Source organism: Paenibacillus rigui (genome assembly GCF_002234615.1).
Taxonomy (GTDB): domain Bacteria; phylum Bacillota; class Bacilli; order Paenibacillales; family NBRC-103111; genus Paenibacillus_S; species Paenibacillus_S rigui.
Window position 1 is genome coordinate 23,051 of the sequence record NZ_NMQW01000020.1, and the last position, 26,529, is coordinate 49,579.

The window sequence follows — 26,529 nt, forward strand, 5'->3', positions numbered from 1 at the left end:
TGTGACTGACCAATTCGAAATGTTTGATGACCCGTACAAGATGCTCATTCTTCTCGCAACATTGGTAGCCGAGCACAACAATGAGGAGCTGGATTACAATCAAGTCCCGGCCTTCGAGAACGAAACGTTCCTGTTAAAGCACGAGCTGTTCGTGTATAAGAAGGAGAACGTAGAAATTAGCTGGTACCGTTTTTTGGGGAGAGACATCAGCTGCACTAAAGACTTGACCCGCAAGGAATACAATAAAATGTTCGTGGATTGTATGGCCTCGCTCTATGGTGTGAACTGAGTACAGTTGGGATTGGACGGATGATGCGTGATAGAAACCGCTATGAGATATTCCCTCTTATAGCGGTTTTTCTTTTTTTCAAAATGTAATCAATTGGTAAAAAAATCTCAGTCATTGACGTACCCGTCCAAGCGTAATAAGATAGCATTAGCGCGTTAAAGCTTTTCAATTATACTGGGAGGTCTATCGAATGAAATCTGCAAAACTATTATCCTTGCTGGTTGCCGTTCCTTTGGTACTTATGGCAGGGTGTGGGTCCAAAGACACAGGAACAGCGAAAAATAGCGAAAATGCTGGAAATGTACCCGCTTCCAAAGTTGTCAAGATCGGCATTACGCAAATCGTTGAGCACCCATCCTTGAATGCTACAAGGGAAGGATTTATTGCAGCCTTGAAGGATGCGGGCTATGAGGACAAAAAAAATGTGCAGATCGATTATCAGAATGCACAGGGCGATTCGACAAATAATTTGACCATTGCTCAAAAATTTGCTGCCGATAAAAAAGATCTGGTGCTTGCCATTGCAACGCCGTCGGCGCAGGCAGTAGCTCAAAATGTGAAGGATACGCCGGTCGTCTTCGCGGCGATTACAGATCCGGTAGGAGCGAAGCTAGTTAAATCGCTGGATAAGCCGGGCGCCAACATTACCGGTGCGGCAGATACGCATCCTGAGGCTGCGGCAAAGCTGACTGATTTTATCGCATCGGAGTTCCCGAAAGTGAAAACGGTTGGAATTATCGCCAACGAAGGCGAGCCGAATGCAGCGGTTATGCTTAAGAATGCGGAGACTTTGCTGGCCAAGCACAATATTAAGGTGGTCAAAGCGGCCGTTGCCAACAGCTCCGAGGTGAAGCAAGCGGCGGAATCTCTTGTTGGCCGTGTGGATGCTTTCTACATCACCTTGGACAACACCGTTGTTAGCGCGGTGGAAAGCATTATTAAAGTGGCGAACGACAAAAAGATCCCATTCTTCTCGAGTGATCGGGATACGGTAGAGAAGGGCGCGGTTGCGACTTACGGGTTCAAATATTATGACCATGGTTACCAAGCCGGTAAAATGGCCGTGGAAATTTTGAAAAACGGTGCCAAGCCTGCCGATATGAAGGTCAGCTTCCCGGACAAACTGGATCTGATTATTAACCAGGATGCAGCGAAAGCGCAAGGCGTTGAAATTACCGATTCCATGAAAAGCAAAATGCAGGACAAAAACAACTTGTTGACCGGTACTACCACGAAGAAATAATAGAGCTTGACGGAGTGACCTTCGCGCATGCGGGGTCGCTCTTCATTCTTTTATGGAGGCTGTACAATTATGGGTGATGCAGTACTAGGCTCATTGGAGCTTGGATTATTTTATGCCATTATGGCGCTCGGCGTTTATATCACGTTCCGGATTCTGGATTTTCCGGATTTGACGGTCGATGGCAGCTTTACAACCGGAGGCGCCATAGCGGCGGTCATGATTGCGCACGGTACTTCACCGCTGTTGGCAACGGTATGCGCATTTATCGGAGGCTTGGTTGCAGGGGCCTGTACCGGGCTGCTGCATACGAAAGCGAAAATTAATTCGCTTCTGGCCGGTATCTTAATGATGATTGCTCTGTATTCGATCAATCTTCGCATTATGGGTAAAGCGAATATTCCGCTGTTGGGTGTGGATACGCTCATTACGAATATTTCCGTGCTGGGGGTGATGCCTTTTGTCGTCATTGCGATTAAAGTGGCGATGGATTGGTTTTTTCATACGGATCTAGGCCTGGCGCTCCGTGCTACCGGAGATAATAAACGGATGATCCGCAGCTTCGGCGTCAATACGGATAACACCATCATTGTAGGCGTAAGCTTGTCTAACGGGATGGTGGCGCTCTCGGGCGCGCTGATCGCGCAATATTCCGCTTTTGCAGAGATTACGATGGGGGTAGGGATGATTGTGATCGGCCTGGCTTCCGTCATTATCGGTGAGGCCATTTTCGGTGCCCGCACTGTCATTCGTGCAACGCTGGCGGTCGTGCTTGGAGCCATCGTATATCGGCTTGTCGTTGCTCTTGCACTTCGCATCGGTCTGGAGGCAACGGACATGAAGCTGATGACGGCACTCATTGTTATCGTAGCCTTGTCGCTGCCGATGGTACGAAGCCGGCTGAAGCAAAAGGCAGTCATTCGCAAAAGAACGAGCCAGCTGAAGGAATTGAATGGTCTGGCGGAAACGAAGGGAGGCGGCAAACGATAATGCTGGAAATGAAGCAAATATCGAAGCTATTTAACCCTGGTACGCCGGATGAGAAGGTGGCCTTGGCCGGAATCCAGCTTCACCTGAAGGAAGGGGATTTCGTTACGGTCATCGGGAGTAACGGGGCGGGGAAATCGACGCTCATGAACATTATTTCCGGTGTGATGACACCGGACAGCGGCTCGGTCCGCATCGCCGGTACGCCCGTTGAAACGATTGCCGAGCATAAGCGCAGCCAATGGATCGGCCGGGTGTTCCAGGACCCGATGGCCGGCACGGCACCGACGATGACGATTCAAGAAAATATGTCGATTGCCTATAACCGCAACAAACGCCGCGGGTTAAGCTTCGGCGTAACGGCCAAAAAGCGCGCAATGTTCGCTCAAGAGCTGAGCCGGCTCGGGCTTGGTCTGGAGCATCGCATGAATGCGAAGGTCGGTTTACTGTCGGGAGGCGAACGGCAAGCGTTGAGTTTGCTGATGGCGACGTTCACGGAGCCGCGCATTTTGCTTCTGGACGAGCATACCGCGGCGCTCGATCCGGCTCGTGCGGATCTCATTACGGGACTGACCGAGCAAATCGTGAAGGACATGAGGCTTACTACGCTGATGGTTACGCATAACATGGAGCAGGCGATCCGCCTCGGGAACCGATTGATCATGATGGATAAGGGCCGTATCATTCTGGATGTACCGGAGTCGGAGAAGCAGGGCTTGACGGTAGAGCGCCTGCTGCAGCAATTTGAACGGATCCGCGGCGAGAAATTGGCGGACGACCGCGTAGTGTTAGGATAGGGAGTAATCGACGCTTGGCCTTGGTGATGCTTATATCACTTAGGGCTGAGCGTTTTTTTTAATCTAGCGGTCAAAAGCATCAGCCAGATCACGATGCCACTGAAACGGCCGGAGTGGACGGAATCGTTCTGTAGAAGCGTAGCGTTCGCCTTTGTCCCCGAATTTTGACCACTGTAAACGGGTTGAAATTTAGGAAATTCGGGGACAAAAGCGATCGGAACCATGATCGATCCACGCAGCCATTGCTGCTTCAGTGGCCTCCCGGATCACGCGGGTCTTATTATCGTCAATCCTACTGCTGAAAGCTGTATCTGTATTTACCGGGGGAAACACCGGTATGCTTGCGGAATAGACGCAGAAAATAGTTATAGTCCGCGATGCCGAGCTGGTTGACGATTTCTTTCAGTGGCAGATCGGTCTGCTGCAGCATGGATTTGGCCTTCTCGATCTTGATTCGGTTCGAATACTGTAACGGCGTGAGGCCGGTATGCTTTTTCAAGCATTTGGACAAGTAATCCACATGGAAATGAAACTGCTCAGACAAATCGTCCAATCGAAACGGACGGTCGCTGCAAGCATACAGATAGGCGATAAGCTGCTCGCTCAGCTTTTGACCCGGGGATAATGTATGGGCTCGAAGAGCGCGCTGCAGCTGCACACATAATGACGCGGCCAAAGCTTGAAGTGGAAGCTGGTTCTCCAGGGAGAATTGACTTTTCAGCTCCATCATCCGATCAAGCAGCGGGAACACCTCAGACAAATCCAAATGAGCGAACTTGGGAAGATACATCCGCTGGCTTCCGGCGTCGAGATCGTGATAGGACGGTGAGGGGGAGAGGAGGGCAGACCAGGAGATTTCGTCGGCTCTCAGTGTACGCAGAGGCCGCGGGTGCTTAAGGTGGACATAATACAGCTCTGTCCCTTCCGGACACGGAGCACTGCCTGCATGCAATTTATCCGGCTCCAGCACCAATAAACCGTTTTCCTTGATATCATAACGCACACCGTCTTCCACCATATAATAGGCACCTTGTTTGACGAGAATGATGTCATATAGCGGAAAAGTGCGCTCGTAATGTCGGGTTCCCTGAACCGGTCTATAACGGCCAACGGTCATAAGAAACGGAGTGGGGGGCAGAGCAAGCTCCAGACATTCGATCATCGTATTCCCTCCCTAAAAGATGGATACTTCATTTCATCTCGATAGATGTAAGCGCATAATTGTGCTGCTTCATCTTTATTGTACGCACATTTTTGATTTCAAATCAAGCTGTTGGAGGAAACTGGTTAACTGATTTTGTGCTTAACTTGTTCGGTATTTTCCATAGGCTTTCCCTCTGGTTTGTGGTTCAATGAAGCTACGATAAAGGAACCTTCGTAGAATCGATTATGTCACGAAGGGAAGGGAGACTCAGATGACATTATCCGTTGAACAGCTTTATGACAAGCTCAAGCCTGCACCGTTGAACGGGGGCTTTCAGATGGAGGATTATTGGGTGTGGTGCGGCTCCGTCGTTCAGGGCGAAGACGGCCGATTCCATATGTTTGCCTCCCGCTGGCCGAAATGGCTTCCAATGCACCCGGGCTGGCTCGTTGCTTCCGAGGTGGTTCGTGCGGTGTCAGACACACCGGAGGGGCCCTATGTGTTTCAAGAGGTCGTACTTCCTGCACGCGGAGCCCAATTCTGGGACGGCCGGAGCACCCATAATCCGCATATCAAGAAAATCGGCGATACTTACGTGCTCTATTACATGGGTTCAACACACCCGCTTCCGGAAGCGGAGCCAGGAGATACGATAGCCTTGGATGACCCGCGTGTTATCGTTGCGCGGGCAAACAAACGGATAGGGATCGCCGTTTCCCCAAGCGTGTTTGGCCCTTGGGAACGTAAGGACAATCCGATTCTGCCGACGCGCCCCGGCAAGTTCGACAGCTTCTTGACCTCGAATCCGGCGCCGTGCGTGAACGAAGACGGATCGGTACTCCTTATTTACAAAGCAAGAAGATACGAAGGAAATGTGCATGGCAAAATGACGATCGGCGCAGCTGCAGCCGACCATTTTGAAGGGCCGTACCGGACCCTAACCGAGGACCCGGTATTTCCGCCGGAGCAGGTTCATATCGAGGACCCGTTTATTTGGAAAACACCCGACGGGTACGAGTTGATCGCGAAGGATATGGACGGTAGGATTGGCGGGGAGAAGCATGGAGGCGTGCATGCACATTCCAGGGACGGCAGCAGCTGGATTTTTAGCGCCACACCCAAAGCCTACTCCCGAACCGTTCGCTGGGAGGACGGCACCGTTCAAACGATGGGAAGCCTTGAACGTCCCTTTCTTTTGTTCCAGAACGGGAAGCCGACACATTTGTTTGCAGCGGTAGCCGATGGACCCGGTGGCTTCCAGCAGGCGACGAGAACGTGGAATATGTGCATTCCGATAGGAGAATAGCTTCCTGCATCAGCATGCGTTTCCTAAAGCGTTCCCATTCCGGCATAGCGCGGCTGAGGGAACGTTTTTGGCCGTAGATGAATAAGTATAAGTTTCCCAACTTTCGGCTACCTTGACAAACGCATGCCATCCGGAAAGATGGCGAAGCCGTTTATCCTTGTTTGCAGGGGAGGAACTCGGCCAAAACCCGATTCCCAAACGCTTTCTCTTCCACTACAATAGGGATAGATGGATGAAAGGAGATTGTGTAATTATGGAAGCGTATACAACCGTAATGATGAAACCGCAGGATACCGTGGCCGTCGCATTGACGAATATACCGGCAGGCACGAAGCTTCAAGTGGCATGCCAGGAGCACAGGCTTGAAGTGATCCTGCTCGAGCCTATCGAGTTCGGTCATAAGTTCGCTGTGAAGCCGATGGAGCCGGGTGATGACATTGTGAAATACGGTGAAGTGATCGGTGCCGCAGTCCGTTCCATTCGGACCGGAGAGCATGTCCATGTCCATAATCTCGAAGGAAAACGGGGAAGAGGGGATCAGCTTGACACACAATCAAGGTAAACGCACGTTTTGGGGTTACCGAAGGCCGGACGGCAGTGTTGGGGTCCGAAATCATGTGCTCATCCTGCCAACCATTGTCTGTGCTACGCAAACGGCGCAGCGCGTGACCGAGCTTGTACACGGTACGGTTACTTTCATCCACCAGCACGGCTGCGCCCAGGTCGGCGCCGATTATGATCAGACCTTTCGGACCTATGCAGGGATGGCTTCCAATCCGAATGTGTATGGTGTTATCATCCTCGGGCTCGGGTGTGAGACGCATCAAGCCCGCAGTGTCGCGTCCGAGGTCAGGAAGACCGGCAAGCCCGTTGAGGTCGTGTCTATCCAGGATCATGGGGGCACGCTGTACACCATTGCAGAGGCGGCTAAAGCGGCGGCGCGGATGGTGCAGGAGGCTTCCCGTGAACGCAGGGTGGAATGCGACTTCGGAGAACTGATCGTCGGGACCGAGTGCGGGGGCTCAGACGCCTGTTCCGGACTGTCGGCGAATCCGGCGGTCGGCTTTTGCAGCGATAGGATCGTCGACCATGGAGGTACATCCATTCTGGCTGAGACGACCGAATTGATTGGAGCGGAGCATCTGCTGGCGAGGCGCGCCGTGAACGATCAGGTGGCCAAGCGTATATATCAGGTGATCGAAGCGATGGAGCAGCGGGCTTTTTCCATGAACGTAGATATTCGTACAGGGAACCCCAGTCCGGGCAATATTAAAGGGGGAATCAGCTCGTTGGAGGAGAAGTCGCTTGGTGCCGCGAACAAGTCGGGCTCCCGCCCGCTGCAGGAGCTGGTCGATTATGCTGTCAAGCCAACGGCCAAGGGCCTTGTCTGGATGGATACACCGGGTCATGATATTGAGCAGCTGACGGGGATGGTGGCAGGCGGCTCGCAGATTGTGCTGTTCACGACGGGGCGCGGTACACCCACCGGTTCCCCTATCGCGCCGGTCATCAAGATTGCGACGAACACGGCTATCTTCGAGAAGATGGATGATAATATTGACATGAATGCTGGAACAATCATTGATGGTACCGAGACTATCGATACGGTGGGCAACCGGATATTTGAGGAACTGATCGAGGTTTGCTCGGGCAAATTAACGAAGTCGGAGATTTTGAAGCAGCATGATTTCGGCATTTGGCGCATTGGACCGACATTCTGACCACAGAAAAAGACAAAAAGCTATCCTTTCCCGATCGGGTTCGGATAGCTTATTTGCGTCCCCTATGGGGAAGCGCGAATAGTACTGTGACATGGTTATTTATTGAAGCGAACGTGAAATTGTTTCACGCCGTAGACGAAAGGGCTTTGGATCGTTGACAGCTCCGAGTCCTCAACAAACCGAATGTCCTTCAGCCTTTCCAGCAAGCGCTGGATCACGATATGTCCCTCCAGGCGGGCCAACGGCGCCCCAAGGCAAAAGTGAGTCCCGAAACCAAAGGACAGGTGGGCGTTCGGTTTGCGTTCCGCATTAAATTGATCGGGCTCTGGAAATTTGGCTTCATCCCGATTAGCAGAGGCTACCCAGGAGACGACCTGCTGCCCCGCCTGGATCCGTGTACCATGAATGTCCACATCCTGAGTAGCTACACGGCCGATAGCCTGAATAGGCGGGTAGTAGCGCAGCACCTCTTCGATAAAAGAGGGCACCAGCTCAGGCTGCCCGTTCAGCTTGCTCTGAAGCGCAGAATCTTCCGTTAACACGCGTACCGCATTGGTGATCAAATTCGTTGTTGTTTCGTTACCGGCAGCCAACAGAAGAATACAAAACCCCAGTAATTCCTCCTCATTGAGCTTTTGTCCGTCGATTTCGGCCGCCAGGAGCAGGGAGATCAGGTCTTCCTTCGGCTCTTTGCGCCGTTGCTCCACGATCGTGGCGAAGTAACCGTTTAATTCCTTCATTGCCTGCGTTTTCTCGGTCATGACCCGATGGAAGGCTTCATCTGTATTGACTTCCGGTCCTTTGACAAGGATATCCGACCATTCCTTGAACAAGTGCCGGTCCTCTGCCGGAACTCCGAGCAGCTCTGCAATGACGATGACGGGAAGCGGGACGGCCAGATCATGTACGATGTCCATACTTCCGTTGTTAACGACAGCGTCCAGAAGCTCATCCGTGATCGACTTAATGTGCGGTCCCAGATCGTTCACAACTTTAGGCGTGAAGGCTTTGTTCACAATCGCTCTCATCTGGGAGTGCCGCGGCGGATCCATGGTCAGAATCGTCTCCCGTTCCGCCAGCTTCCTGACGGAAGAAAAGGTTGCGGGATCCTTGAGAATTCGGTGCACGTCTTCGTAGCAAAACACATCCCAGCAGCCGCGGCTCTCATCGTAACGAATGGGATGGGATGCCCGCAGTTGATTATAAACGGCAAAAGGCTGCAATCTTTTTTCCTTCGTATCCAGTTCGGCCATAGGAATAATATTCGCGTAGCGTTCGGATTTCTCCGTTTCCATGCTCGTTATCTCCTCTCGTTATATCCAGTTACTAATTTAATTTACCCCATTTGGCAGCAAGAAAAACCTGTTTTTCCATATCATGTGAAGTTGGTTTCTGATAGGTCATCGGGTTGAATGGACGAAGTGTGCTTCGGAAGAGCAGCCAAAGCAAGGGCATGGTATAATGATGAGAAAAATGGAGGCAGGAGGGATCATGGATGCTGAATTCACAGGAAGCGATCCGGGCCTATAAGGAAGGGCGGACGGACATAGTCCATTCATTCAGGTGGCTTGACTATATCGTCTCTGCGGAGGAAAGAATTGTCAATTTGGAGCATGTGAAATCGCTGAAGGAGCTGGCTCAGTCCAATCCGGTATTGGATTATGTTGAAAGATCGCTGCAAAGGCTCGACTCGCTGAAGCTTTCGTTCTGGATTCGAGAGGTGCTGGAGGAGGTCTTGTCCTGGTCTGAGGCGGCAAAAGGAGGAACTTTGCGGCAGCGTTTGGCCTGGCAGGAGCAGGGAATTCACTTGATGGCCCATAACATCGGCTCTGCCGAGTTATATTTGCGCGATGCGGACTTGAAAGGTAAGGCTGCTGCTGCCCCTAAAGAACGCCATCGGGTGATCCATACGTTAATCGCCACACACGGACTTGTCGGCCAGACGATTCGAGGCGAAGTGTCTTTGTCGGAGCATGAGCCCCTCGTCAGGCTGGTGGAGGAGGGCTTGGTGACAGGAACCGAATTACGGCAATTATTAATGCCGTTAAATGAATGTATTATCGCAGCGGTATCCGGCGAACTATGGGAACAACTGCGGCAAGAAGCGGAACAGGTTATCGACCGTATTGTTCAGGGGGACCTTACTTCGCCTATGCCGCTTAAGGAAAGGCTCCGAAGGCTGCGTACCACTTCGATCGAGCGGGGGGAAAGCTTTGAGAACGCATATGCCCGCCTCCAGGAGCAGCATCCTGCCATACTGGATGCTTTACAGGTGATGAACCATGCCACTCTGTGGTATGTGGAGGCCGCTCTAAGCGAGTTTTCGTTCGAGCAGTTTATTCAGATTATTGGCTTAGCGGTTATTGGTGCGCAGGCAGGCAACGCTTCGGCCGAGCATATCAGCTTCGAACGGCTGATGAATACAATGTATTATGATTACAAAGGGCAGAAGAAGATGAATGTGTACAAGAAGCGGATGATCGAAGCGTATTTGAACGAATTGACCTTTGATCAGCTGCTGCGTAAACAGTGGCCTGCCAACACTCATTTGACCTGCCGAGTCGAAGCATCCGGATCACAGGTGCGGACGGTTTACGTTGATTTTGTTTTTTCCCCGGCGGCACAGAAATTGATCGAGTTTTGTGTGGAAGCGGAGAAATCGCCATTGTACGAAAAGGCTGTCCTCATGCTGTATGATTTGTTCGGTCTGCGCCGTGATGCTTACGACCGTTTCCATAACGAAGAGGAATATTTGGCAACCATGAATCAGACCTCCGATTACAAGCAGGTCATCCTGGACTATGTCGTCGGAGATCAGGTTGTGGATATCGGTCCGGGAGGAGGCGTGCTTCTTGATCTGATGGAGGAACGGCTGCCGGACAAGCATGCTATCGGAATCGATATATCACAAAATGTCATAGAAGCCTTGGAACGTAAAAAGCAGCTTGAGCAGCGCCGGTGGACCGTCTTGAAAGGTGACGCGCTTCAATTGAAGACTTACGTTGAGGCAGGCCGGATCGGAACGGTTATTTTTTCTTCCATTCTTCATGAGCTGTACTCCTATATCGAATATGAAGGAAGCCGGTTTAACCACAAGACCGTTGCCGCCGCACTTCGCAGTGCTTTTGACGTGTTATCGTCGGGTGGAAGGATTATTATCCGTGACGGGATCATGAGTGAACCTGCAGAGCAAAGACGCAGGATCCGGTTCAAGGAGCCTGACGGGATGGCTTGGCTGGAACGGTATGCTCAAGATTTTGCGGGCAGAAGGATCCAGTTTGAGCGTCTCGGTCCGAATGAAGCGATGCTGCCGATCAATGATGCGATGGAGTTTCTGTTTACCTACACATGGGGGGAGCAAGCTTACGTACACGAGGTTCAGGAGCAGTTCGGCTACTTTACGCCGACGGAATTCCATTCGTTCATTCAAGAGACCTTGGGAGCGGATGCGCAAATTATCGAGAGCAGGCATTATTTGCAGGACGGCTATACAGAAGCGTTATCTTCCCGCATTGACTTCATGGATGACCGCAGCAACCCGGCTTCATTACCGGACAGCACTTGTTTCCTCGTCATAGAAAAATTATAGGTTCTCACATGAAAAGCTCGCTGCCGAGGCCACTGAAAAACTGGCGGAGTGGACGGAATCATTCTGTTGAAGCGTAAGCGTTCGCCTTTGTCCCCGGGTTTTGACCGCTATAAGCGGGTTGAAACAGATAAAATCCGGGGACAACAGCGATCGGAAGAATGATCCGTCCATGCAGCCTTAGCTTTTTCAGTGGCCTCTCGCTGTCCGCGGGCTTTTTTGCTGTGTCTGCCCAGCCGCGCTCGTCATCCTGCGATATCTGTTTTTCCGCCAAAAGCAAAAGACGAAGCAACGATCCACATTGACCAATATACAGGAGCTATACTAGCGGATTACCGCTATGCTAATTACAAACCGGCAGGCAAAATCATGGCATGGGGAATCACAGTCCGTAAAGGATTGGAGTATGGACTTCCGAATCAAATCATCGGTCTATAGGCATTGTCGGTGTTGTCATTAGCGGCTTCTAAACCGGAAACGCTCTCGCGGGGTGATTTGTACAATGCTGTGGACCGACGATTACCGAGCACGTAGATGGATATCCCTGACTTATTGGAGCTATATTACCCAAGCACTGTCCGCAGTGCGGCGGCAAATTTGGAAACACCTAGAGGGATGTCGGCAGCCTTAGGTCTTGCAAACGTAAATCGGACATATCCCGAATCCGAACCATAGACGCTGCCGGGAACATAAATCATTCCGTTGCGGATGGCTTCTTCAAGTAATTTATGATCGTTGACCTCGGTTCCAATCTTACACCACAGATGCAGGCCGCCTTGAGGAACCGAGAAGCTGACCAGATCGGGCAGTTCTTTTTGCAGAGCCTCTATCAGCAAATCCCTCTTGTAAAGCAAATCCATGCGCAGCCGATCCAGGTGGGGCCGGAAATAGAAGGAGTTCAAAAATTGCGCCGCAACCTTTTGAGGAACAACGCTGAGACCGAAATCCATCTGCTGTCTGGCATCGGCCAGCCTCTCGACCACTGAATGAGGAGCTACCATCCATCCGACCCGCAGACCGGATGCTGCAATCTTGGAGAAAGAGCCGATGTAGAGGATCGAGCCGATCGAATCCGCAGATTTCAATGGCTGCGGCGGCGTTCCATGGTAATCAGTCAGACTAAAGGGATCGTCCTCCACAATCGGGAGTCCCAGTTCACTGGCAATATGGAGTAATTCAACGCGACGTTCAGGATCAAGAACGGTACCTGTGGGGTTCTGATAGTTCGGATTTAAGAATACCATTTTGATCCGATGCTTTTTATAAAGAGAGCGAATCTCCTCAGGCCGAACCCCTTTATCATCGACGGGAAGACGGAATAAGCGAAGACCGGCTGACTGAAACATGGGCAAGGAATAACAGTAGGAAGGATCTTCAATAGCCACTGCATCTCCCGGAGCCAGCAAGCACTGCGTAATTAAATATAAGGATTGTTGTGAGCCGGAAGTGATGAGGATGGAAGACTCGGTCGTTTGAATGCCGCGATAATGTTCTAAATATGCAACAAGGGCTTGTCTGAGCGGAACGAAGCCCTGCGGATTGTCGTATCCAAGATATTCTGTATAGTGGTTCTCATCCATGAGCGTGTTAATCTCTTTCACTGGAGAGAGGTCTGCCCCGAGCTCGCCGCTGGCAAAGTCAATTAAAGCTTTATTTTTTTGAAGAGCCTCCCGAATCCGGCGAAGAAAGGGGAGGTTGGGCAAAAAGCTTCCTCCTTCGACATACCGGTGCCAATTCGGGGTATGCTTGGGCGTGATTCCCCATTTGTGCTTGGTGACCCGTGTTCCGCTTCCGGTCTGGCTCTCGATCATTCCAAGCGCGCGAAGCTCCGCATAGGCAAGCACGACCGTGCTGCGATTCACACCCAATTGCTCGGCTAATTTTCGTTCGGAAGGCAGCAGGCTTCCCGGCGGAAACTCGCCATAGGAAATTCTGCGTTCGATTTCATCAACGATTTGTTCGAATAAAGGCTTTTTACTGCCGCGATCCAGTGGCCACATGGGCAGCCCTCCTTGCAAAATGTGTACGTTACATAGGGGAGTATTCATTCATCATACCATTCATTGGGTTCTTTTTTTAATCAGAAAAATGACGAAAGTATATCGATGTATTGAATAGGGGCAGTTGTGATGACATATGGGGAAACGGCTGAAAACCATAACCGGCTGGTGCGGAAAAAGGAAGAATGGATGGTTACGCTAGCGTGTTTAACTGATATATTCGAGATCGTAATCCACATGGGCTGCATGCTGCAGGAACATGGGAGATGTGCTTGGGCTCCGGGCTGCAGGAGTGGAAGGCGGAGGGAATTAAGCTCCCTAGGCTCATGTTACGGACCGGTTTATCGCCATTAACGGTTGGCCATGGTTACGGCAGAGGTACGGAAGAAGGAGGAAGAGGTAAATTGGGAGATAGCCAAATGAAGCACCGTCACGTGAAGGTAGCCGTTGTTCAGTCCGCACCCGTCTTGTTCGATAAGCAGTCCGCGATGGATAAGATTGCAGATATGTCAAGGGAAGCGGCAGGCCAGGGAGCAAGATTGATCGTATTTCCCGAGGTATTCTTGCCCGGTTACCCAAGAGGGTTGAGCTTCGGGGCCCGCGTTGGGAGCCGTACGGCCGATGGGAGAAGAAGCTGGGAGCGTTACTGGCAGAGCTCGATAGACATACCTGGTCATGAAACGGAGCTGTGGGGCGAGCTGGCGAAGGAATTAGGGGTATACCTCGTGATTGGCGTGGTAGAGCGGGACACGGAGTACAGCAAAGGTACCTTATATAACTCTATGGTATACATCGGACCGGACGGGCTTCTGCTGGGGAAACACCGAAAGCTGGTTCCTACCGGCTCGGAACGCTTATTATGGGGCCAAGGCGACGGCAGCACGCTTACGGTCATCGATACCCCTTTCGGGACAATCGGCGGCTTGATTTGCTGGGAAAATTATATGCCTTTGGCACGTACCGCTATGTATGCTCAAGGCATCGACATTTATATCGCACCGACTGCGGATGCCCGCGATACATGGCAGTCGACGATCCGTCATATTGCATGCGAAGGCCGCTGTTATGTCATTTCCAGCAATCAGTTTGCAACCAAGGCGTCTTATCCCGCTGATCTTGACGGGGGCGACGAGATCAAAGGGGATGATTTTATTTTAAGCAGAGGCGGCAGTGCCATTATAGGGCCTCTTGGCGATTATATTGTTGAGCCGCTGTACAACCAGGAAGGAATCTTGGTCGCCACACTGGATCTTTCCCAGGTAACCCAAAGCCGGTTTGATTTTGATGTGGTTGGGCATTACAGCAGACCGGACATATTCCAGCTGGTCGTTAATCATAAAAAACAGGACATCGTACGAACAAAGGATTAAGGCAAGACGTCATTGCAGAGACTTCGGCGTTTATTGGCGCCGTGTGTGTGGAATGAAGAAGCATCCAATCAGCTTGATTCAGAATAAAAGTTAGCTAGGAGCCGGGAGCGATCCCGGCTTTTTTTCTGTTTGGATCAGGCCGTAGTATAGAGGGGACCGTCTCCCGTTGACTCTGCTTATCTTTCTTGCATGTCTGAATAAGCCAAGTATGTGGCCTGATCAGCCATAACGCTGTGCTTCAAAATCGTTTATGATAAAAATAATCATAAATCTTACAAAGACTAGTGATATACTTGGTATTATAAAAAAGATCCTTTTACCAAGTTAGGAGGCGCCTCCTTATGTTAATGAAAAGCTTTGCCGGCTATCAGGCGGCCGGTCACTGGATTTGGGTACAGCGTTCCTCTCATGGGCTGCATAATCTGCTGCCCGAGCACCGGCACGATTATATCGAGCTTGTCTATGTTGTTCATGGGGAGGGACGGCATCAAATCGGCAGCGAACAGTATGATATCCGCACAGGCGATGTATACGTGGTTCTCCCAGGGGAACTGCATTCGTATCCTGATGTACAGGAAGCGGACCTGGAAATCATAAACTGCCTGTTTGTACCGGAATCGGTTCGAATATTGCTGCCTCACTTGACAGATTCCTTCATGGCCTTGCCGTATATTGCCCCTTTCTATGGCAACCTGTCTGAGCTGCCAAGAAGGCTGCATCTGACTTCAGTGCAATCGACAGAAATTGTCGTCCTGCTGGAAGAAATGATTCAGGAGGGGTACGACCGAAAGCAGGGATTCAGTGCGGTAAACCGCCTTAAGCTGATGGATATGCTGGTCCGGTTATCCCGGTTCGCTATGCAGGGAGATAGGAATCCGGGGTCGCAGCAGCCCTCATCAAGCGGACATGAGATTCTGGTCCGTCGGGTGAAGTACTATATGGAAACGAATTACCAGCATAAATTAACGGTATCGGAAATCGCCCGCGAGTTCAATCTTAGTGAGCGCCATTTGAACCGGATTATGAAGCAGGAGACTGGAAGAAGTGTAACGGCGATGCTTCAGTACATTCGAATTGAACGGGCGAAGCAGATGCTCGGGGAGACAGAACGCAGTATTGAGGCGATCGCCACGGCTGTCGGGTTTGGAGACACATCGTTTTTTACCAGGTTGTTCAGCCGTTTGGCGGGGGAAACACCCGGCAGCTTTCGCAAGAAGGCAAAATACCGGCGCATCCAACCCGCGGAGAAACTAGATTAACCCATAAATAGATAAACAAATATGGAAAAGGAGAATTCGGGATGAGTGGAGGAAACAAGAGAGAGAAAGACAGTTTTTTGCCAAGCAAGCAGGAGACGTTGAAGAAGCGGTATAGGAAGGGAAAAGCAGGGGCTGCTCTGCTCGTATTCCCTGTACTACTGACAGCGTGCGGTGGAGGACAGCAAGCGCAGCAGACCGGTAAGAGTGTTCAAACGGCCGTGGATCAAACGCCCCTGAATATTTCTATTATGACGATTACTCCGAGTGCGCCTCCGGCTGCCGATGATAATGTCATTAAGCGGGCGATTGAGAAGGCGACAAACAGCAAGTTGAATATTCAATGGGTATCCAACAACATTTACAAGGACAAATTGAACTTGACGCTGGCCTCCGGTCAAATCCCGGACTTGACCTTTATTAGCGATCCGTTCAGCAGCTCGTTCCGATCCCTGGTTACCCAGGGGGTGTTCTGGGACATTTCGCCTTACATCAAAGATTATCCGAATCTGCAAAAAGGCATTCCAAGCATCGCATGGGAGCTGACGAAGCTGGACGACGGGAAAAATTACGGAATCCCCCGTGCCCGTGACGAGAATGACGAGTCGTTCTTTATTGTGCGCAAGGACTGGCTGGATAAGCTGGGACTGAAGCCGCCGACAACAACCGACGAGCTGTACCAGGTGATGAAAGCATTTGTCGAGAAAGACCCGGATGGAAACGGGAAGAACGATACAGTTGCCCTGGCCGCCAGCATTACTCCTGATGATGCTTCGAACTGGGGCGGGATTGGACCGGTATTGGGGACGATTGAGAGCGCGTTTACTGGTGTTAACGGGAAGTGGAAACTGGATGGCGATAAGCTGGTCTATACCGCATTATTGCCGGAAGTCCGCAACGCTTTGGAGTATAATGCCAGGGCCTATAAGGAGAAGCTGCTGCCCGAAGATTTGCTGTCGCTCAAAACGACGCAGATCCGCGATTTGTTCAAAGGAAACAAAGCGGGCATCGTCGTTGATAAGACGGGGACGGGCAACCGTGTGTACACAACGGACCTGAGAAAGCTGGTTCCGGATTTCAAGGATACGCAGTTTTTCCCGCTGACGTCTCTCAATGGCTACACGCCTAAAGGTACCGGTTTCAACGGCATTCTCGCAATCCCGAAAAGCGTGCCGGAAGCAAAAATGAAGCGGATATTGCAATTGGTTGATCAATGGACGTCCCCCGAGGTATCCGGCATTCAACGGTTTGGATTCGAAGGCGTACACTACAAATTGGAGAACGGCTTGAAGATCGTGAATCCCGATAAGCTGAATGCGGACAATGCCTCTGATTTTAACCAAATCGTGAATTCAATCGATCCGAGCCTGGATCAGATCCCTGCTACGGAGGATTTGAAAGCGGCGGATGAGCAGAAGAAGAAGGTGCAGGCGGAACGGAGTAAAATTAGTAAAGCGGATATCAGCGTAGGCTTGAATTCCCCGACTGCCCAGAAAATCTCACCACAGCTGGACAAAAAAATTCAGGATTTGAAATCCAAAATTATTATTGGGCGTGAACCGATTACAGCTTGGGATGATTTCGTAGCGAAACTGAAAACTGATCCTGACTTGATTAAGATGACCGAGGAAATGACACAAGCCTACCATAAACGGGAAGGGAAGTAAGAAGAAGATGCTGAATAAAACGGAAATGGTACCGACCAGACCGAACATTATTTTCTTTATGACGGATCAGCAGAGATGGGATTGTATCGGGCGGTACAACCGCCATATTCATACCCCGACGATTGACAAGCTGGCAGATCAAGGTATCGTATACAGCCAGGCAGTATGTCAAGCTCCGATGTGCGTGCCGAGCCGCAGTTCTATGATGTTCGGCTACTACCCCTCTCAGTTGGGCGTACGGACGAATCATGGCGGGCTGTATGACGAGGATCGGCTGCCGAGTGACCCGCTTCCGGAGTTAATGCGTAAGGCAGGCTACCAGACGGCGGGCTTCGGCAAAACCCACTGGAATCACGGGGTGAAGAATCCGGCTCCATCCACGCGGGGCTTCGAGGTTCGTTCCGTAGGTTTGGCACGAGACAGCGGACATTATGAAGACGGGGCTGTAATGATGGGGGATGTCGAGCCGGATGGTCTTGCTGCCTATCATGAAGAAACGAAAGACTATGGCGGCGGGGAAGAGAACGCGAATGGCTACATTGGCTGCACCAGTCAAGTTCCAATGCATTTGCATAGGGACGGCTGGGTAGCGGAGCAATGTCTGAAATTTATCGACGAAGGGCTGGATTCTACACGTCCATTGTTCTTGTACTTATCGTTCCTGAAGCCGCATGCGGGCTTTAATGTACCGAAGGAGTTTGAGGATCTGTACGATATCCGTGACATTCCGGACATCCCCCAGCCGCCATGGGAGGCGGAGCAGGACACGCATCTGGCGGCGACCGACGAGTTAATTGAAAGCAACCGTCACAATTATATGGACAAGCGGCTGGTGTGGGAAAGCATGACTCCCGAGCAACGCAAACGAACGACGCTTCGTTATTGGGCGAATTGCTCTTGGCTGGATCATTACTTTGGGCAGGCGCTGGAAAAGCTGGAGGAGAAGGGAAGGCTTGACAATACGCTGATTGTCTTCGTCTCGGATCATGGCGAGATGCTGGGAGAGCGCCGCTACCGATTTAGCAAATACTGCTTGTACGATAGCAGTGTACGGGTCCCGATGATTCTCTCGGGTACCTTTCTGCCGGCATCGCTTCACGGCACGGTGGATGATCGGCCTGCGGAGCTTGTAGATCTCGTACCGACGCTATCGCGCATAGCGGGACTGCCGCGCAACGTGCAGCTGCCCGGGCTTGATCTGCTCGGGGAGCAGAGGCGGCTAGGCACGTTTTGCGAATTTCACGGCAAGGGCTCGACACCGCATCATGCTGCGCCTGCATTGATGTGGAGGAAGCAGGATTGGAAGCTGATCCTCTATACGCCGGGGACGATAGGCGATGCAATCGGCAACATAAGCAAGCTTCAGGGTGAGCTGTATGATCTTGCTACAGACCCGGAGGAATGGAATAATCTCTATGCCGATGGAAGTTATGCGGCGATCCGCGAGCGAATGACAGCAGAGCTGCTGATGCATCTGGCCTGCATTTGGTCGCGGGGACCCTTGTTCTATGACAGGCATGGGCTGGAAGCACTGCAATAAATGGATGCTGCATCCAATCTATTGGAAATGACCGAGGTCCTCGAAAACGGGCTTCGGTCTTTTTTGATTTGTCGCTTGACAAATGATTTTAATATGTCATAATGATAATATCAAAACGAAGTTATTGAACTGAATTAAAGTAGGTGAGCCGCCAATGCAAACCCCAGAGAATGAAACGAATTACAGCGCAAGTAAATATCGAACTCCGGATGGCGCGCCTGCAGATATTGTTATCTTCACGATTACCTCTACCGAGAAGCCTACGGCGAAGAAGTCATTACCCAACCGGGAGCTGCAGGTGCTGCTCATCGAACGGAAGCAATGGCCCTTCACCGGCCAGTGGGCTCTGCCGGGAGGCTTCTCGAAGGAAACGGAGACAATTCTGGAGAGCGCGAAGCGGGAGCTATGGGAAGAGACGGGTGTGGATGATGTACACATTGAATATTTCAATGTGTACAGCGCACCGAATCGCGACCCGCGGGGCTGGATGATCTCCCATGCATTTTTTGCACTGGTGCATGAGGACGATTTGGCCCGGCGGCGGGCCGATGATGATGCAGCCGATGTGAGGCTGTTCCCGGTAGAGAAAGCACTGCGGATGGAGCTCGCGTTCGATCACCGGCAAATATTGACGGACGCCCTGCAGCGTGTCCGTCAGCAGATGATGACGACAACCATCGCCAAGGAATTTCTGCCGGATGAGTTCACAATGAGCGAGCTGTATCAAGTGATCCAGACGGTTGTACCTGAGTTCGAGGACAAAAATTTTATACGTAAGATCACGTCCACGCAAAGCCGCAAAGGGATCATTGAAGAGGTGAAGGACCGTAACGGTCAGCCGAAGCTCTCCAATCAATATTCTCAGCGTGCCGCGCAGCTGTACCGGTTTACTGATGTTGTGCCGACATTGTCTATTTACAGCTAAGGCACCATTTTATTAGCTGGCTAGAGGGGGATAAGTTCTCGTGGTCTGTTCCCTTTCGGACAACGCATGCCGTCTTCAATGGCAGCAAAGCCTGTTATCTTGAGTGGTTTGATATTGTCATAATAATATAATTAACAATACTATTTAAAGGATGGTGTTGGGCATGACAGGGGCGCATACGACGAAAGCATTGATTGTTATTGATTATACGGTTGATTTCGTGGACGGAAAGCTTCCTTGCGGTCAGCCGGCGATTGACATTGAGGAGAGGCTTACTGAGCTGACAGAGGCCTTCATCCAGCAAGGGCATTGGGTCGTTATGGCTGTGGATCTGCATGATGAAGCCGATACGCTTCACCCGGAGCACCGGCTGTTCCCGCCGCACAATATTCGGGGCACCGAGGGCAGAAACTTGTACGGCAGGCTCCAGGCTGCTTATGAGGTGAACCGGGATCGGGTATACTGGATGGACAAAACGAGGTACAGCGCATTTTGCGGAACCGACCTGGAGCTGCAGCTCCGAGCCAGAGGCATTACGGAGCTTCATCTTGTCGGTGTATGCACCGACATATGCGTGCTTCATACGGCAGTGGACGCCTATCATAAGGGCTTTCAAGTGACCGTACACGAGGACGCGGTGGCGAGCTTCAATCCCGCCGGGCATGCGTGGGCCTTGGACCATTTTCGCAATGTGCTTGGAGCGACGGTTATTTCGTAAGGGCAGGGGAAACTGGTTCGAATCAGAACAAACGGAGAAACAACTATTATACATTAGCCTTAAGACAAAGGAGCGATTTTATCATGACTCATACGAATCCTAATAACTCCTCCGCACTGCAAAGCAAAGTTCAAGCGGCTCTGCGTGTTGAACCGCATATCGATGCTGCGGCCGAAATTCGGCGCCGTGTGGATTTCCTGAAGCAGTATGCATTGAAGGCCAAATCCAAAGGGTATGTGCTCGGTCTATCGGGTGGCCAGGACTCGACGCTGACCGGTAAGCTCGCGCAGCTGGCAGTGAATGAGCTGAACGAGGAAGCCGGAGAGGATCGCTATCAATTCATCGCAGTTCGTCTGCCCTACGGTGTACAGCAGGATGAGGCGGATGCGCAGGAGGCGATCCGGTTTATCGGGCCGACCCGTGTGGTCACGATCCATATTAAGGCTGCGGTAGACGCCTCGGTGCATGAATTCATGCAGGCAACAGGCGAATCGCTTAGCGATTTTCTGAAGGGAAATGTCAAGGCTAGAGAGCGCATGAAGGCACAGTACGATTTGGGCGCTCACTATGGACTGCTGGTGCTTGGCACGGATCATGCGGCGGAGGCGATCAGCGGATTTTTCACCAAATTCGGGGATGGGGCTTGTGATGTAGCACCGATCTATGGCTTGAACAAAAGACAGGGCCGTGCCCTGCTGAAGCAGCTCGGCTGCCCTGAAGCCTTGTACCTCAAACAGCCGACGGCTGATCTCGAAGATTTGAAGCCCGGGCTTCCGGATGAAGCCGCACTTGGCGTCACATACGAGCAAATAGACGATTACCTGGAAGGCAAGCCTGTCGCCCCGGCGGCAGCGGCTATTATTGAACGCCGTTACTTGGCGACCGAGCACAAAAGACAAGGTCCGGTAACGGTTTATGACACCTGGTGGACGGAGTGATTCCTGATGAATATGGCAACCTACGATAATTTAACGCTTCATACCGATAAATATCAGATTAATATGATGTACGCTCACTGGATTCATGGCACGACGGACAATAAAGCGGTATTCGAGGTGTTTTTCCGCAAGCTGCCGTTCGGCAACGGATATGCTGTTTTTGCTGGACTTCAGCGCATTGTCGAGTATGTCCGCAGCCTGAGCTTCAACGAGGAGGTCATCGAATACCTGCGGGAGCAGGAGGAGGATTATGCCCCGGCCTTTCTCGAGAAGCTGCAAAGCTTCCGGTTTACCGGCAACCTCTGCTCGGTGGAGGAGGGCACCATTGTATTCCCGAATGAGCCTTTGATCCGTGTAGAGGCCAGTGTATTCGAGGCTCAGCTGCTGGAAACGGCGATCCTGAATTTCATGAACTTCCAAACGCTGATTGCAACCAAAGCATCCCGGATTCGTCAGGTGGCACCCAAAGACATTCTGATGGAATTCGGCACCCGGCGGGCGCAGGAAGCGGATGCAGCCATCTGGGGAGCCCGGGCCGCATACATTGCGGGCTTCGACTCGACTTCGAACATGCGGGCGGGGATGCTGTTCGGCATCCCGACCAAAGGAACGCATGCCCATGCCTGGGTTCAGGACCATGATTCGGAGGAAGAAGCCTTCTTCCGGTACGCCGCGGCGCTGCCGAATCAGGTTACACTGCTGGTGGATACGTACGACACTCTGAAAAGCGGTGTGCCCCACGCGATCAAAGTCGCGAAGGCGATGGAAGCGCAGGGTAAACGGATGAGCGGCATCCGTCTCGATAGCGGAGACTTGGCCTACCTGTCGAAGACGGCGCGGGCCATGCTTGATGAAGCCGGATTGCCATATGTGAAAATCGTCGCATCCAATGACCTGGATGAGAACATTATTTTCAACCTGAAGGCACAGGATTGCCAAATCGACAGCTGGGGTGTTGGCACACAGCTCATCACTGCGGCGGATCAGCCGGCGCTGGGCGGTGTCTATAAGCTGGTTGCAAGGGAGAAGGACGGGGAATACGTTCCCGTGATCAAAATTTCCGGCAATCCGGAGAAAGTAACCACCCCCGGGCTGAAAGAGGTATACCGTCTGATGAACCGTCGTAACGGGATGGCGGAGGCCGATTATATCGTGCTGAGCGGGGATACCGAAGCGTTGGAGGGCCGCAAGCTGAAGCTGTTCGACAAGCTGCATCCGTATTTGTACAAATACGTGGAGGATTATGAGGCGGTTCCGCTGTTAAAGCCGATTTTCATCGGGGGAGAGCAGGTGTATGAGCTGCCGGAGCTGGATCAGATTCGGGCATATCATGCGAAGCAGCTCAAGATGTTCTGGCCCGAGTATTTGCGCAAGCTGAACCCGGCCGCTTACCTGGTTGATTTGAGCCCGCAGGCATGGCAGCTGAAGATGGACCTGATCCATGCCAACAAAATGTAAGCCTGATTAGATCTTCACAGTAAAAAAATAGCCGATCCTCTTCAAGATGAAGACGGATCGGCTTGTTGTATGTCTTATTTCAGGACAGATGCTTGCTTCGTCATATCAACCATCCATTCGAGCGGGTCTTCCAACGTGCCCTTCTGGATACCGGTTACCGTATGGTACAGCTTGGCCGACAGCTCGCCGGTCTGCCCTTCGCCGATGCGAAGAGCCTGTCCTTGCCAGAACAGCTCGCCGATAGGGGAGATGACTGCGGCGGTTCCCGTACCGAAGGCTTCCTTCAGCGTGCCATTGGCATGAGCCTCGACAATCTCATCGATGGAGAGGGTCCGTTCCTCCACTGGGATATTCCAATGCCGCAATAGCTGCAGCACCGACTCTCTTGTGATGCCGGCCAGGAAGCTGCCGTTCAACGCAGGAGTGACTACGGTATCGCCAATACGGAAAAACACGTTCATGCTGCCGACTTCCTCGATATATTTGCGGTGAACGCCGTCCAGCCACAGCACTTGAGAATAACCGTTAGCGGAGGCATGCTCCTGCGCTTTCAGCCCTGCCGCATAATTGCCTGCGGTTTTTGCCGTACCTACGCCACCGGCCACGGCACGTACGTAATGTGACTCCACATGAATAGGCACTGGCTTGATGCCTTCTTTGTAGTAGGATCCGACGGGCGAGAGAATGATGATGAACTGGTATTGCTGCGAGGGGTTGACGCCAAGCGCAGCCTCGGTTGCAATCACGAAGGGACGGATATATAGAGAGGTTCCTTCCGCTGACGGAATCCAATCCTGATCGGCCAGCACCAGCTGCTGCAGCGCTTCCAAAGCCAAGTCTTCATCAATAGGAGGAATGCTCAGACGGTCGTTCGACTGGTTCAATCTTTGAAAATTACGGTGCGGGCGGAACAACAAAATCCGCTCGTCAGCGGTCCGGTAGGCTTTCAAGCCCTCAAACACGGTTTGTCCGTAGTGGAACACCTTGGCAGCCGGGTCCATAACGATAGGCTGATAAGGAACGATGCGCGGATCATACCAGCCTTTGGCTGCATCGTAATCCATAATAAACATGTGATCGGTAAAATATTTGCCGAAGCCGAGCTGATCCGCCGCAGGCTTTTGCTTCGGATGAACAGTCCGTTCTATCGAGATGGAATGTGCCATGAAATTCATCCCCTTGAAGGTATATTTATTAGTTGAATGATACCAGTTCTTTACGTATATTTAAAATATCCGTTTTGTACGTTTATCATACCTTTTAGGTATGGAAAGGAGAGGTTGCATTTGGATCTACGACAGCTGCGTTATTTTTTGGCGGTTGCGCAAGTCGGGCAAGTGACAGGGGCGGCCAAGCTGCTCAATATGGAACAGCCGCCATTAAGCCGGCAGATCAAGCAGATGGAGCAAGAGCTCCAGGTGACGCTGTTCGACCGCAGTGACAAGCGCTGGAAGCTCACGCCTGCCGGGGAAGTGCTAAGGGAGAGGGCGGAGGCTCTGCTGCTGCAGTTCGAGGAAACGCTGCAGGAGGTGAAGGAGCTGGATGAGGGAATCCAGGGCATGCTTGCCATCGGCGCGGTGGTTTCCTGTATTTCTTTGCTGCCTAAGCAAATTCAGAAGTTCAGGGAGATCTATCCGAAGGTCACCTTCAAAATTCAGGAAGGGGATCATTTTTTGCTCAGCAGGCTAATGGATAAACGCTATGTCGAGCTCGTTGTTGCCAGGCTTCCATTCGAAGCTTCTACGGATGAGGGGAATTATTCGATTCTCCGTCTGCCTTCGGATCCGTTCGTTGCCATCATTCCTGCTCAGTGGAGCAAGGCGGTGAACCAGCACACTGTTACCATGCAGGAGCTGGCTGCCTTTCCTTTCCTCACCCTCAAAACCGACTATACGACGGGGATGCACGAAAGAGTGCTGAATGAGTTCCGGAAAGCGGGAATGGAACCGCAAATTTTATGTGAATGCTCCAGCGTTGCGATTATTCTTGCCATGGTGGCCGCCGGGATCGGCGCGACGATTTTACCCAAATCGGTCATGTCTTCTTTTCCTCTAACAAATATCAAGATGCTGGATATGAGGAATGCCGATTTTTATTCCGATGTCGGAATTGTGTGGTTGAAGGACCGGTATTTATCGAAAAACGCACAGCATTTCATTGAGATGTTTCAGCAATAAGTGGTGTTTTTTGGAAATTAACCTTGTATAATGAAGCTGAGGAAATTCCAGCGGAGCGATTAGAGGGGGAGTCGAAAGATGCGGAGTACCCAAGCTTTAGCCATGTTATGGGCAGCGGCCCAACTGGGCAGTCTTCTGGCTTGCTCGAATAAACCGGAAGGAATGTTTACCGGTGCAGCCCTTGGCGGCTACAAGGAGGAGCCCAAGGTCATCACCTTGACCCTCCAAACTCTTCAGTCGGATAAAAGCTCCCCCGCCTATAAAATAGAGGAGAAACTCGTTAATGACTTCATGAAGCTTCACCCGCATATCCGCATCCAATTCGACCGGTTGAACACCGAGCAGCAAAAAATAAAGCTGAAAACGCAGGCAGCCTCCGGGGAGGTAGCAGATATTACGATGGTAAACCCGGGAGCACAGATGAAGCCTTATGTGGACAGCGGAGTGCTGGCTCCTCTGAATGACATCATGAATGAAGAACTGAGAAATACGTTCGTGAGCGGGGTGCTGAGCTATTATACTTTTGACGGAAAATTGTATGCGCTTCCATATAATTTGAATTTGGCCGGCATTTTTGTTAATAAGTCATTGTTTGAACAAGCGGGTCTGACCTTCCCGCAGACATTCGAAGAGTTAATTGAAGCCGCGCGGCTTCTGAGGAGCAAAGGTATCACTCCGGTTGCGATCGGTGCCAAGGATCGTTGGACGACTTCATTTCTGTTTATGAATATTTTACAACGGCTTCATGGCGGGCCGGGTTTTTTACAAGAGGTGCTTCAAGGCAAGCGAACCTTTACCGACCCGGTGTTCGTTCGAGCGATTGCGGAGCTGCAGCGGTTGATCCAAGCAGGGGCTTTTGAAGAAGGAGCGGTCTCTGTCGATTCTTTGGCTGCTTCGAGCTCGTTCCGTTCCGGCCAAGCGGCGATGTACTACATTGGAACTTGGGAAATTCCAAAGATCGAAATTTCCCCTGCGGTCAAAGGAAAGGTTGCTCTAATGAAGTTTCCGACAGTAGACGGAAAAGGCAGCCCCAATGATTTCATGATCGCACCGGGCACGGCTTACGCTTTGGCGGCAAATGGCAAGCATCTGCAGGAAAGCAAGCTGTTTCTGCGATATGTTACTATGCATTACCCTCAAGCCGCGATGGAAATGAATGCAGCGATCGGCCTCAGTCAGAAGGTGGATGACGATTTTGTCGCGACTGGCTACACACCGCTGCAATTGGATACGATGCATTTATTCAAGGATATTCAAGGCAGTGATATGAATTTCGATAATGTAATCCCTCCGGCTATTACCCAAACACACCTGGATTTGCTTCAAAATTTGTTCGTTCAGCCGATGAACCCCGAGGATGTGGCCAAAGAGCATCAGCTTTCCTGGGAAACCAATATGAAGCGCAAATAA

The 26,529-nt window shown here is 51.5% G+C and carries 22 protein-coding genes and 1 pseudogene; 19 read left to right on the forward strand and 4 right to left on the reverse strand.

Annotated features, from left to right (window positions below; translation table 11 throughout):
- The first annotated feature begins 1 nt into the window (after position 1).
- From CF651_RS14310 to CF651_RS14325, 4 genes are all read left to right on the forward strand, one after another.
- Positions 2-289 carry a hypothetical protein gene (locus tag CF651_RS14310; RefSeq protein ID WP_094015549.1) on the forward strand — a complete coding sequence of 96 codons (288 nt, stop codon included), beginning with the start codon at positions 2-4 and terminating at the stop codon, positions 287-289.
- A 190-nt stretch (positions 290-479) separates the two neighbouring features.
- A complete protein-coding gene (locus CF651_RS14315) occupies positions 480-1,532 on the forward strand; it encodes an ABC transporter substrate-binding protein (RefSeq protein WP_094015550.1) in 1,053 nt (350 codons plus the stop codon).
- Positions 1,533-1,601: 69 nt separating this feature from the next.
- Positions 1,602-2,519 (forward strand): ABC transporter permease, encoded by a 918-nt coding sequence (locus CF651_RS14320; protein WP_094015551.1) that lies wholly within the window; start codon positions 1,602-1,604, stop codon positions 2,517-2,519.
- Positions 2,519-3,313: an ABC transporter ATP-binding protein gene (locus tag CF651_RS14325; protein ID WP_094015552.1), complete on the forward strand. Its 795-nt coding sequence runs from the start codon at positions 2,519-2,521 to the stop codon at positions 3,311-3,313. The genes CF651_RS14320 and CF651_RS14325 overlap by 1 nt, the downstream gene beginning before the upstream one ends.
- 292 nt (positions 3,314-3,605) lie before the next feature.
- On the opposite strand, the gene CF651_RS14335 is transcribed toward CF651_RS14325, so the two are convergent.
- On the reverse strand, positions 3,606-4,475 hold the full coding sequence (locus CF651_RS14335) for a helix-turn-helix transcriptional regulator (RefSeq protein ID WP_094015554.1): 870 nt from the start codon (positions 4,473-4,475) through the stop codon (positions 3,606-3,608).
- 253 nt (positions 4,476-4,728) lie between these two features.
- Between CF651_RS14335 and CF651_RS14340 the strand changes: the two genes are divergently transcribed.
- The 3 genes from CF651_RS14340 (at position 4,729) to CF651_RS14350 (ending at position 7,484) form a co-directional block, all read left to right on the forward strand.
- Positions 4,729-5,763, forward strand: a complete 1,035-nt coding sequence (locus tag CF651_RS14340; RefSeq protein WP_094015555.1) for a glycoside hydrolase family protein — start codon at positions 4,729-4,731, stop codon at positions 5,761-5,763.
- Between the two features lie 253 nt (positions 5,764-6,016).
- On the forward strand, positions 6,017-6,325 hold the full coding sequence (locus tag CF651_RS14345) for a UxaA family hydrolase (protein ID WP_094015556.1): 309 nt from the start codon (positions 6,017-6,019) through the stop codon (positions 6,323-6,325).
- Complete coding sequence (locus CF651_RS14350; protein WP_094015557.1) at positions 6,264-7,484, forward strand: UxaA family hydrolase; 1,221 nt, start codon at positions 6,264-6,266, stop codon at positions 7,482-7,484. Before CF651_RS14345 ends, CF651_RS14350 begins: the two co-directional genes overlap by 62 nt.
- Before the next feature lie 95 nt (positions 7,485-7,579).
- Here CF651_RS14350 and CF651_RS14355 read toward each other — a convergent pair whose 3' ends face one another.
- Positions 7,580-8,779, reverse strand: coding sequence for a cytochrome P450 (locus CF651_RS14355; RefSeq protein ID WP_094015558.1), 1,200 nt, complete (start codon positions 8,777-8,779; stop codon positions 7,580-7,582).
- 200 nt (positions 8,780-8,979) lie between these two features.
- Between CF651_RS14355 and CF651_RS14360 the strand changes: the two genes are divergently transcribed.
- Together CF651_RS14360 and CF651_RS32840 are read left to right on the forward strand one after the other, a co-directional pair.
- Entirely contained in the window at positions 8,980-11,073 is a 2,094-nt protein-coding gene (locus CF651_RS14360; protein ID WP_094015559.1) for a class I SAM-dependent methyltransferase, read from the forward strand.
- A 252-nt stretch (positions 11,074-11,325) separates the two neighbouring features.
- Positions 11,326-11,505: pseudogene (locus CF651_RS32840) on the forward strand (PepSY-associated TM helix domain-containing protein); the annotation flags it as partial.
- Between the two features lie 128 nt (positions 11,506-11,633).
- Here CF651_RS32840 and pdxR read toward each other — a convergent pair.
- Positions 11,634-13,070, reverse strand: coding sequence for a MocR-like pyridoxine biosynthesis transcription factor PdxR (gene pdxR, locus CF651_RS14370; protein WP_094015560.1), 1,437 nt, complete (start codon positions 13,068-13,070; stop codon positions 11,634-11,636).
- Positions 13,071-13,489: 419 nt separating this feature from the next.
- Between pdxR and CF651_RS14375 the strand changes: the two genes are divergently transcribed.
- From CF651_RS14375 to CF651_RS14410, 8 genes are all read left to right on the forward strand, one after another.
- Entirely contained in the window at positions 13,490-14,440 is a 951-nt protein-coding gene (locus CF651_RS14375) for a carbon-nitrogen hydrolase family protein (protein ID WP_094015653.1), read from the forward strand.
- A gap of 341 nt (positions 14,441-14,781) precedes the next feature.
- Positions 14,782-15,699, forward strand: a complete 918-nt coding sequence (locus CF651_RS14380; RefSeq protein ID WP_094015561.1) for an AraC family transcriptional regulator — start codon at positions 14,782-14,784, stop codon at positions 15,697-15,699.
- A gap of 41 nt (positions 15,700-15,740) precedes the next feature.
- Positions 15,741-17,363, forward strand: a complete 1,623-nt coding sequence (locus CF651_RS14385) for an extracellular solute-binding protein (RefSeq protein WP_094015562.1) — start codon at positions 15,741-15,743, stop codon at positions 17,361-17,363.
- Positions 17,364-17,370: 7 nt separating this feature from the next.
- Complete coding sequence (locus CF651_RS14390; RefSeq protein WP_094015563.1) at positions 17,371-18,903, forward strand: sulfatase family protein; 1,533 nt, start codon at positions 17,371-17,373, stop codon at positions 18,901-18,903.
- A 154-nt stretch (positions 18,904-19,057) separates the two neighbouring features.
- Positions 19,058-19,828 carry an NUDIX domain-containing protein gene (locus CF651_RS14395; protein WP_094015564.1) on the forward strand — a complete coding sequence of 257 codons (771 nt, stop codon included), beginning with the start codon at positions 19,058-19,060 and terminating at the stop codon, positions 19,826-19,828.
- A gap of 163 nt (positions 19,829-19,991) precedes the next feature.
- Entirely contained in the window at positions 19,992-20,546 is a 555-nt protein-coding gene (locus CF651_RS14400; RefSeq protein ID WP_179232815.1) for a cysteine hydrolase family protein, read from the forward strand.
- A gap of 83 nt (positions 20,547-20,629) precedes the next feature.
- Complete coding sequence (gene nadE / locus CF651_RS14405) at positions 20,630-21,484, forward strand: ammonia-dependent NAD(+) synthetase (protein WP_094015566.1); 855 nt, start codon at positions 20,630-20,632, stop codon at positions 21,482-21,484.
- A 12-nt stretch (positions 21,485-21,496) separates the two neighbouring features.
- The gene (locus CF651_RS14410; protein WP_094015654.1) at positions 21,497-22,942 is read left to right on the forward strand and encodes a nicotinate phosphoribosyltransferase; all 1,446 of its coding nucleotides are present in this window, start codon (positions 21,497-21,499) and stop codon (positions 22,940-22,942) included.
- 74 nt (positions 22,943-23,016) lie between these two features.
- On the opposite strand, the gene CF651_RS14415 is transcribed toward CF651_RS14410, so the two are convergent.
- Complete coding sequence (locus tag CF651_RS14415) at positions 23,017-24,108, reverse strand: branched-chain amino acid aminotransferase (RefSeq protein ID WP_094015567.1); 1,092 nt, start codon at positions 24,106-24,108, stop codon at positions 23,017-23,019.
- 120 nt (positions 24,109-24,228) lie between these two features.
- Between CF651_RS14415 and CF651_RS14420 the strand changes: the two genes are divergently transcribed.
- Together CF651_RS14420 and CF651_RS14425 are read left to right on the forward strand one after the other, a co-directional pair.
- Positions 24,229-25,119 (forward strand): LysR family transcriptional regulator, encoded by an 891-nt coding sequence (locus CF651_RS14420; protein ID WP_094015568.1) that lies wholly within the window; start codon positions 24,229-24,231, stop codon positions 25,117-25,119.
- A gap of 78 nt (positions 25,120-25,197) precedes the next feature.
- Positions 25,198-26,529 (forward strand): extracellular solute-binding protein, encoded by a 1,332-nt coding sequence (locus tag CF651_RS14425; protein ID WP_094015569.1) that lies wholly within the window; start codon positions 25,198-25,200, stop codon positions 26,527-26,529.

Bases quoted from the DNA above. Each gene is read 5' to 3' on its own strand.
- CF651_RS14315 (WP_094015550.1), top strand. From the start codon at position 480: ATGAAATCTGCAAAACTATTATCCTTGCTGGTTGCCGTTCCTTTGGTA.
- CF651_RS14320 (WP_094015551.1), top strand. From the start codon at position 1,602: ATGGGTGATGCAGTACTAGGCTCATTGGAGCTTGGATTATTTTATGCC.
- CF651_RS14325 (WP_094015552.1), top strand. From the start codon at position 2,519: ATGCTGGAAATGAAGCAAATATCGAAGCTATTTAACCCTGGTACGCCG.
- CF651_RS14335 (WP_094015554.1), bottom strand. From the start codon at position 4,475: ATGATCGAATGTCTGGAGCTTGCTCTGCCCCCCACTCCGTTTCTTATG.
- CF651_RS14340 (WP_094015555.1), top strand. From the start codon at position 4,729: ATGACATTATCCGTTGAACAGCTTTATGACAAGCTCAAGCCTGCACCG.
- CF651_RS14345 (WP_094015556.1), top strand. From the start codon at position 6,017: ATGGAAGCGTATACAACCGTAATGATGAAACCGCAGGATACCGTGGCC.
- CF651_RS14350 (WP_094015557.1), top strand. From the start codon at position 6,264: ATGTCCATAATCTCGAAGGAAAACGGGGAAGAGGGGATCAGCTTGACA.
- CF651_RS14355 (WP_094015558.1), bottom strand. From the start codon at position 8,779: ATGGAAACGGAGAAATCCGAACGCTACGCGAATATTATTCCTATGGCC.
- CF651_RS14360 (WP_094015559.1), top strand. From the start codon at position 8,980: ATGCTGAATTCACAGGAAGCGATCCGGGCCTATAAGGAAGGGCGGACG.
- pdxR (WP_094015560.1), bottom strand. From the start codon at position 13,070: ATGTGGCCACTGGATCGCGGCAGTAAAAAGCCTTTATTCGAACAAATC.
- CF651_RS14375 (WP_094015653.1), top strand. From the start codon at position 13,490: ATGAAGCACCGTCACGTGAAGGTAGCCGTTGTTCAGTCCGCACCCGTC.
- CF651_RS14380 (WP_094015561.1), top strand. From the start codon at position 14,782: ATGTTAATGAAAAGCTTTGCCGGCTATCAGGCGGCCGGTCACTGGATT.
- CF651_RS14385 (WP_094015562.1), top strand. From the start codon at position 15,741: ATGAGTGGAGGAAACAAGAGAGAGAAAGACAGTTTTTTGCCAAGCAAG.
- CF651_RS14390 (WP_094015563.1), top strand. From the start codon at position 17,371: ATGCTGAATAAAACGGAAATGGTACCGACCAGACCGAACATTATTTTC.
- CF651_RS14395 (WP_094015564.1), top strand. From the start codon at position 19,058: ATGCAAACCCCAGAGAATGAAACGAATTACAGCGCAAGTAAATATCGA.
- CF651_RS14400 (WP_179232815.1), top strand. From the start codon at position 19,992: ATGACAGGGGCGCATACGACGAAAGCATTGATTGTTATTGATTATACG.
- nadE (WP_094015566.1), top strand. From the start codon at position 20,630: ATGACTCATACGAATCCTAATAACTCCTCCGCACTGCAAAGCAAAGTT.
- CF651_RS14410 (WP_094015654.1), top strand. From the start codon at position 21,497: ATGGCAACCTACGATAATTTAACGCTTCATACCGATAAATATCAGATT.
- CF651_RS14415 (WP_094015567.1), bottom strand. From the start codon at position 24,108: ATGGCACATTCCATCTCGATAGAACGGACTGTTCATCCGAAGCAAAAG.
- CF651_RS14425 (WP_094015569.1), top strand. From the start codon at position 25,198: ATGCGGAGTACCCAAGCTTTAGCCATGTTATGGGCAGCGGCCCAACTG.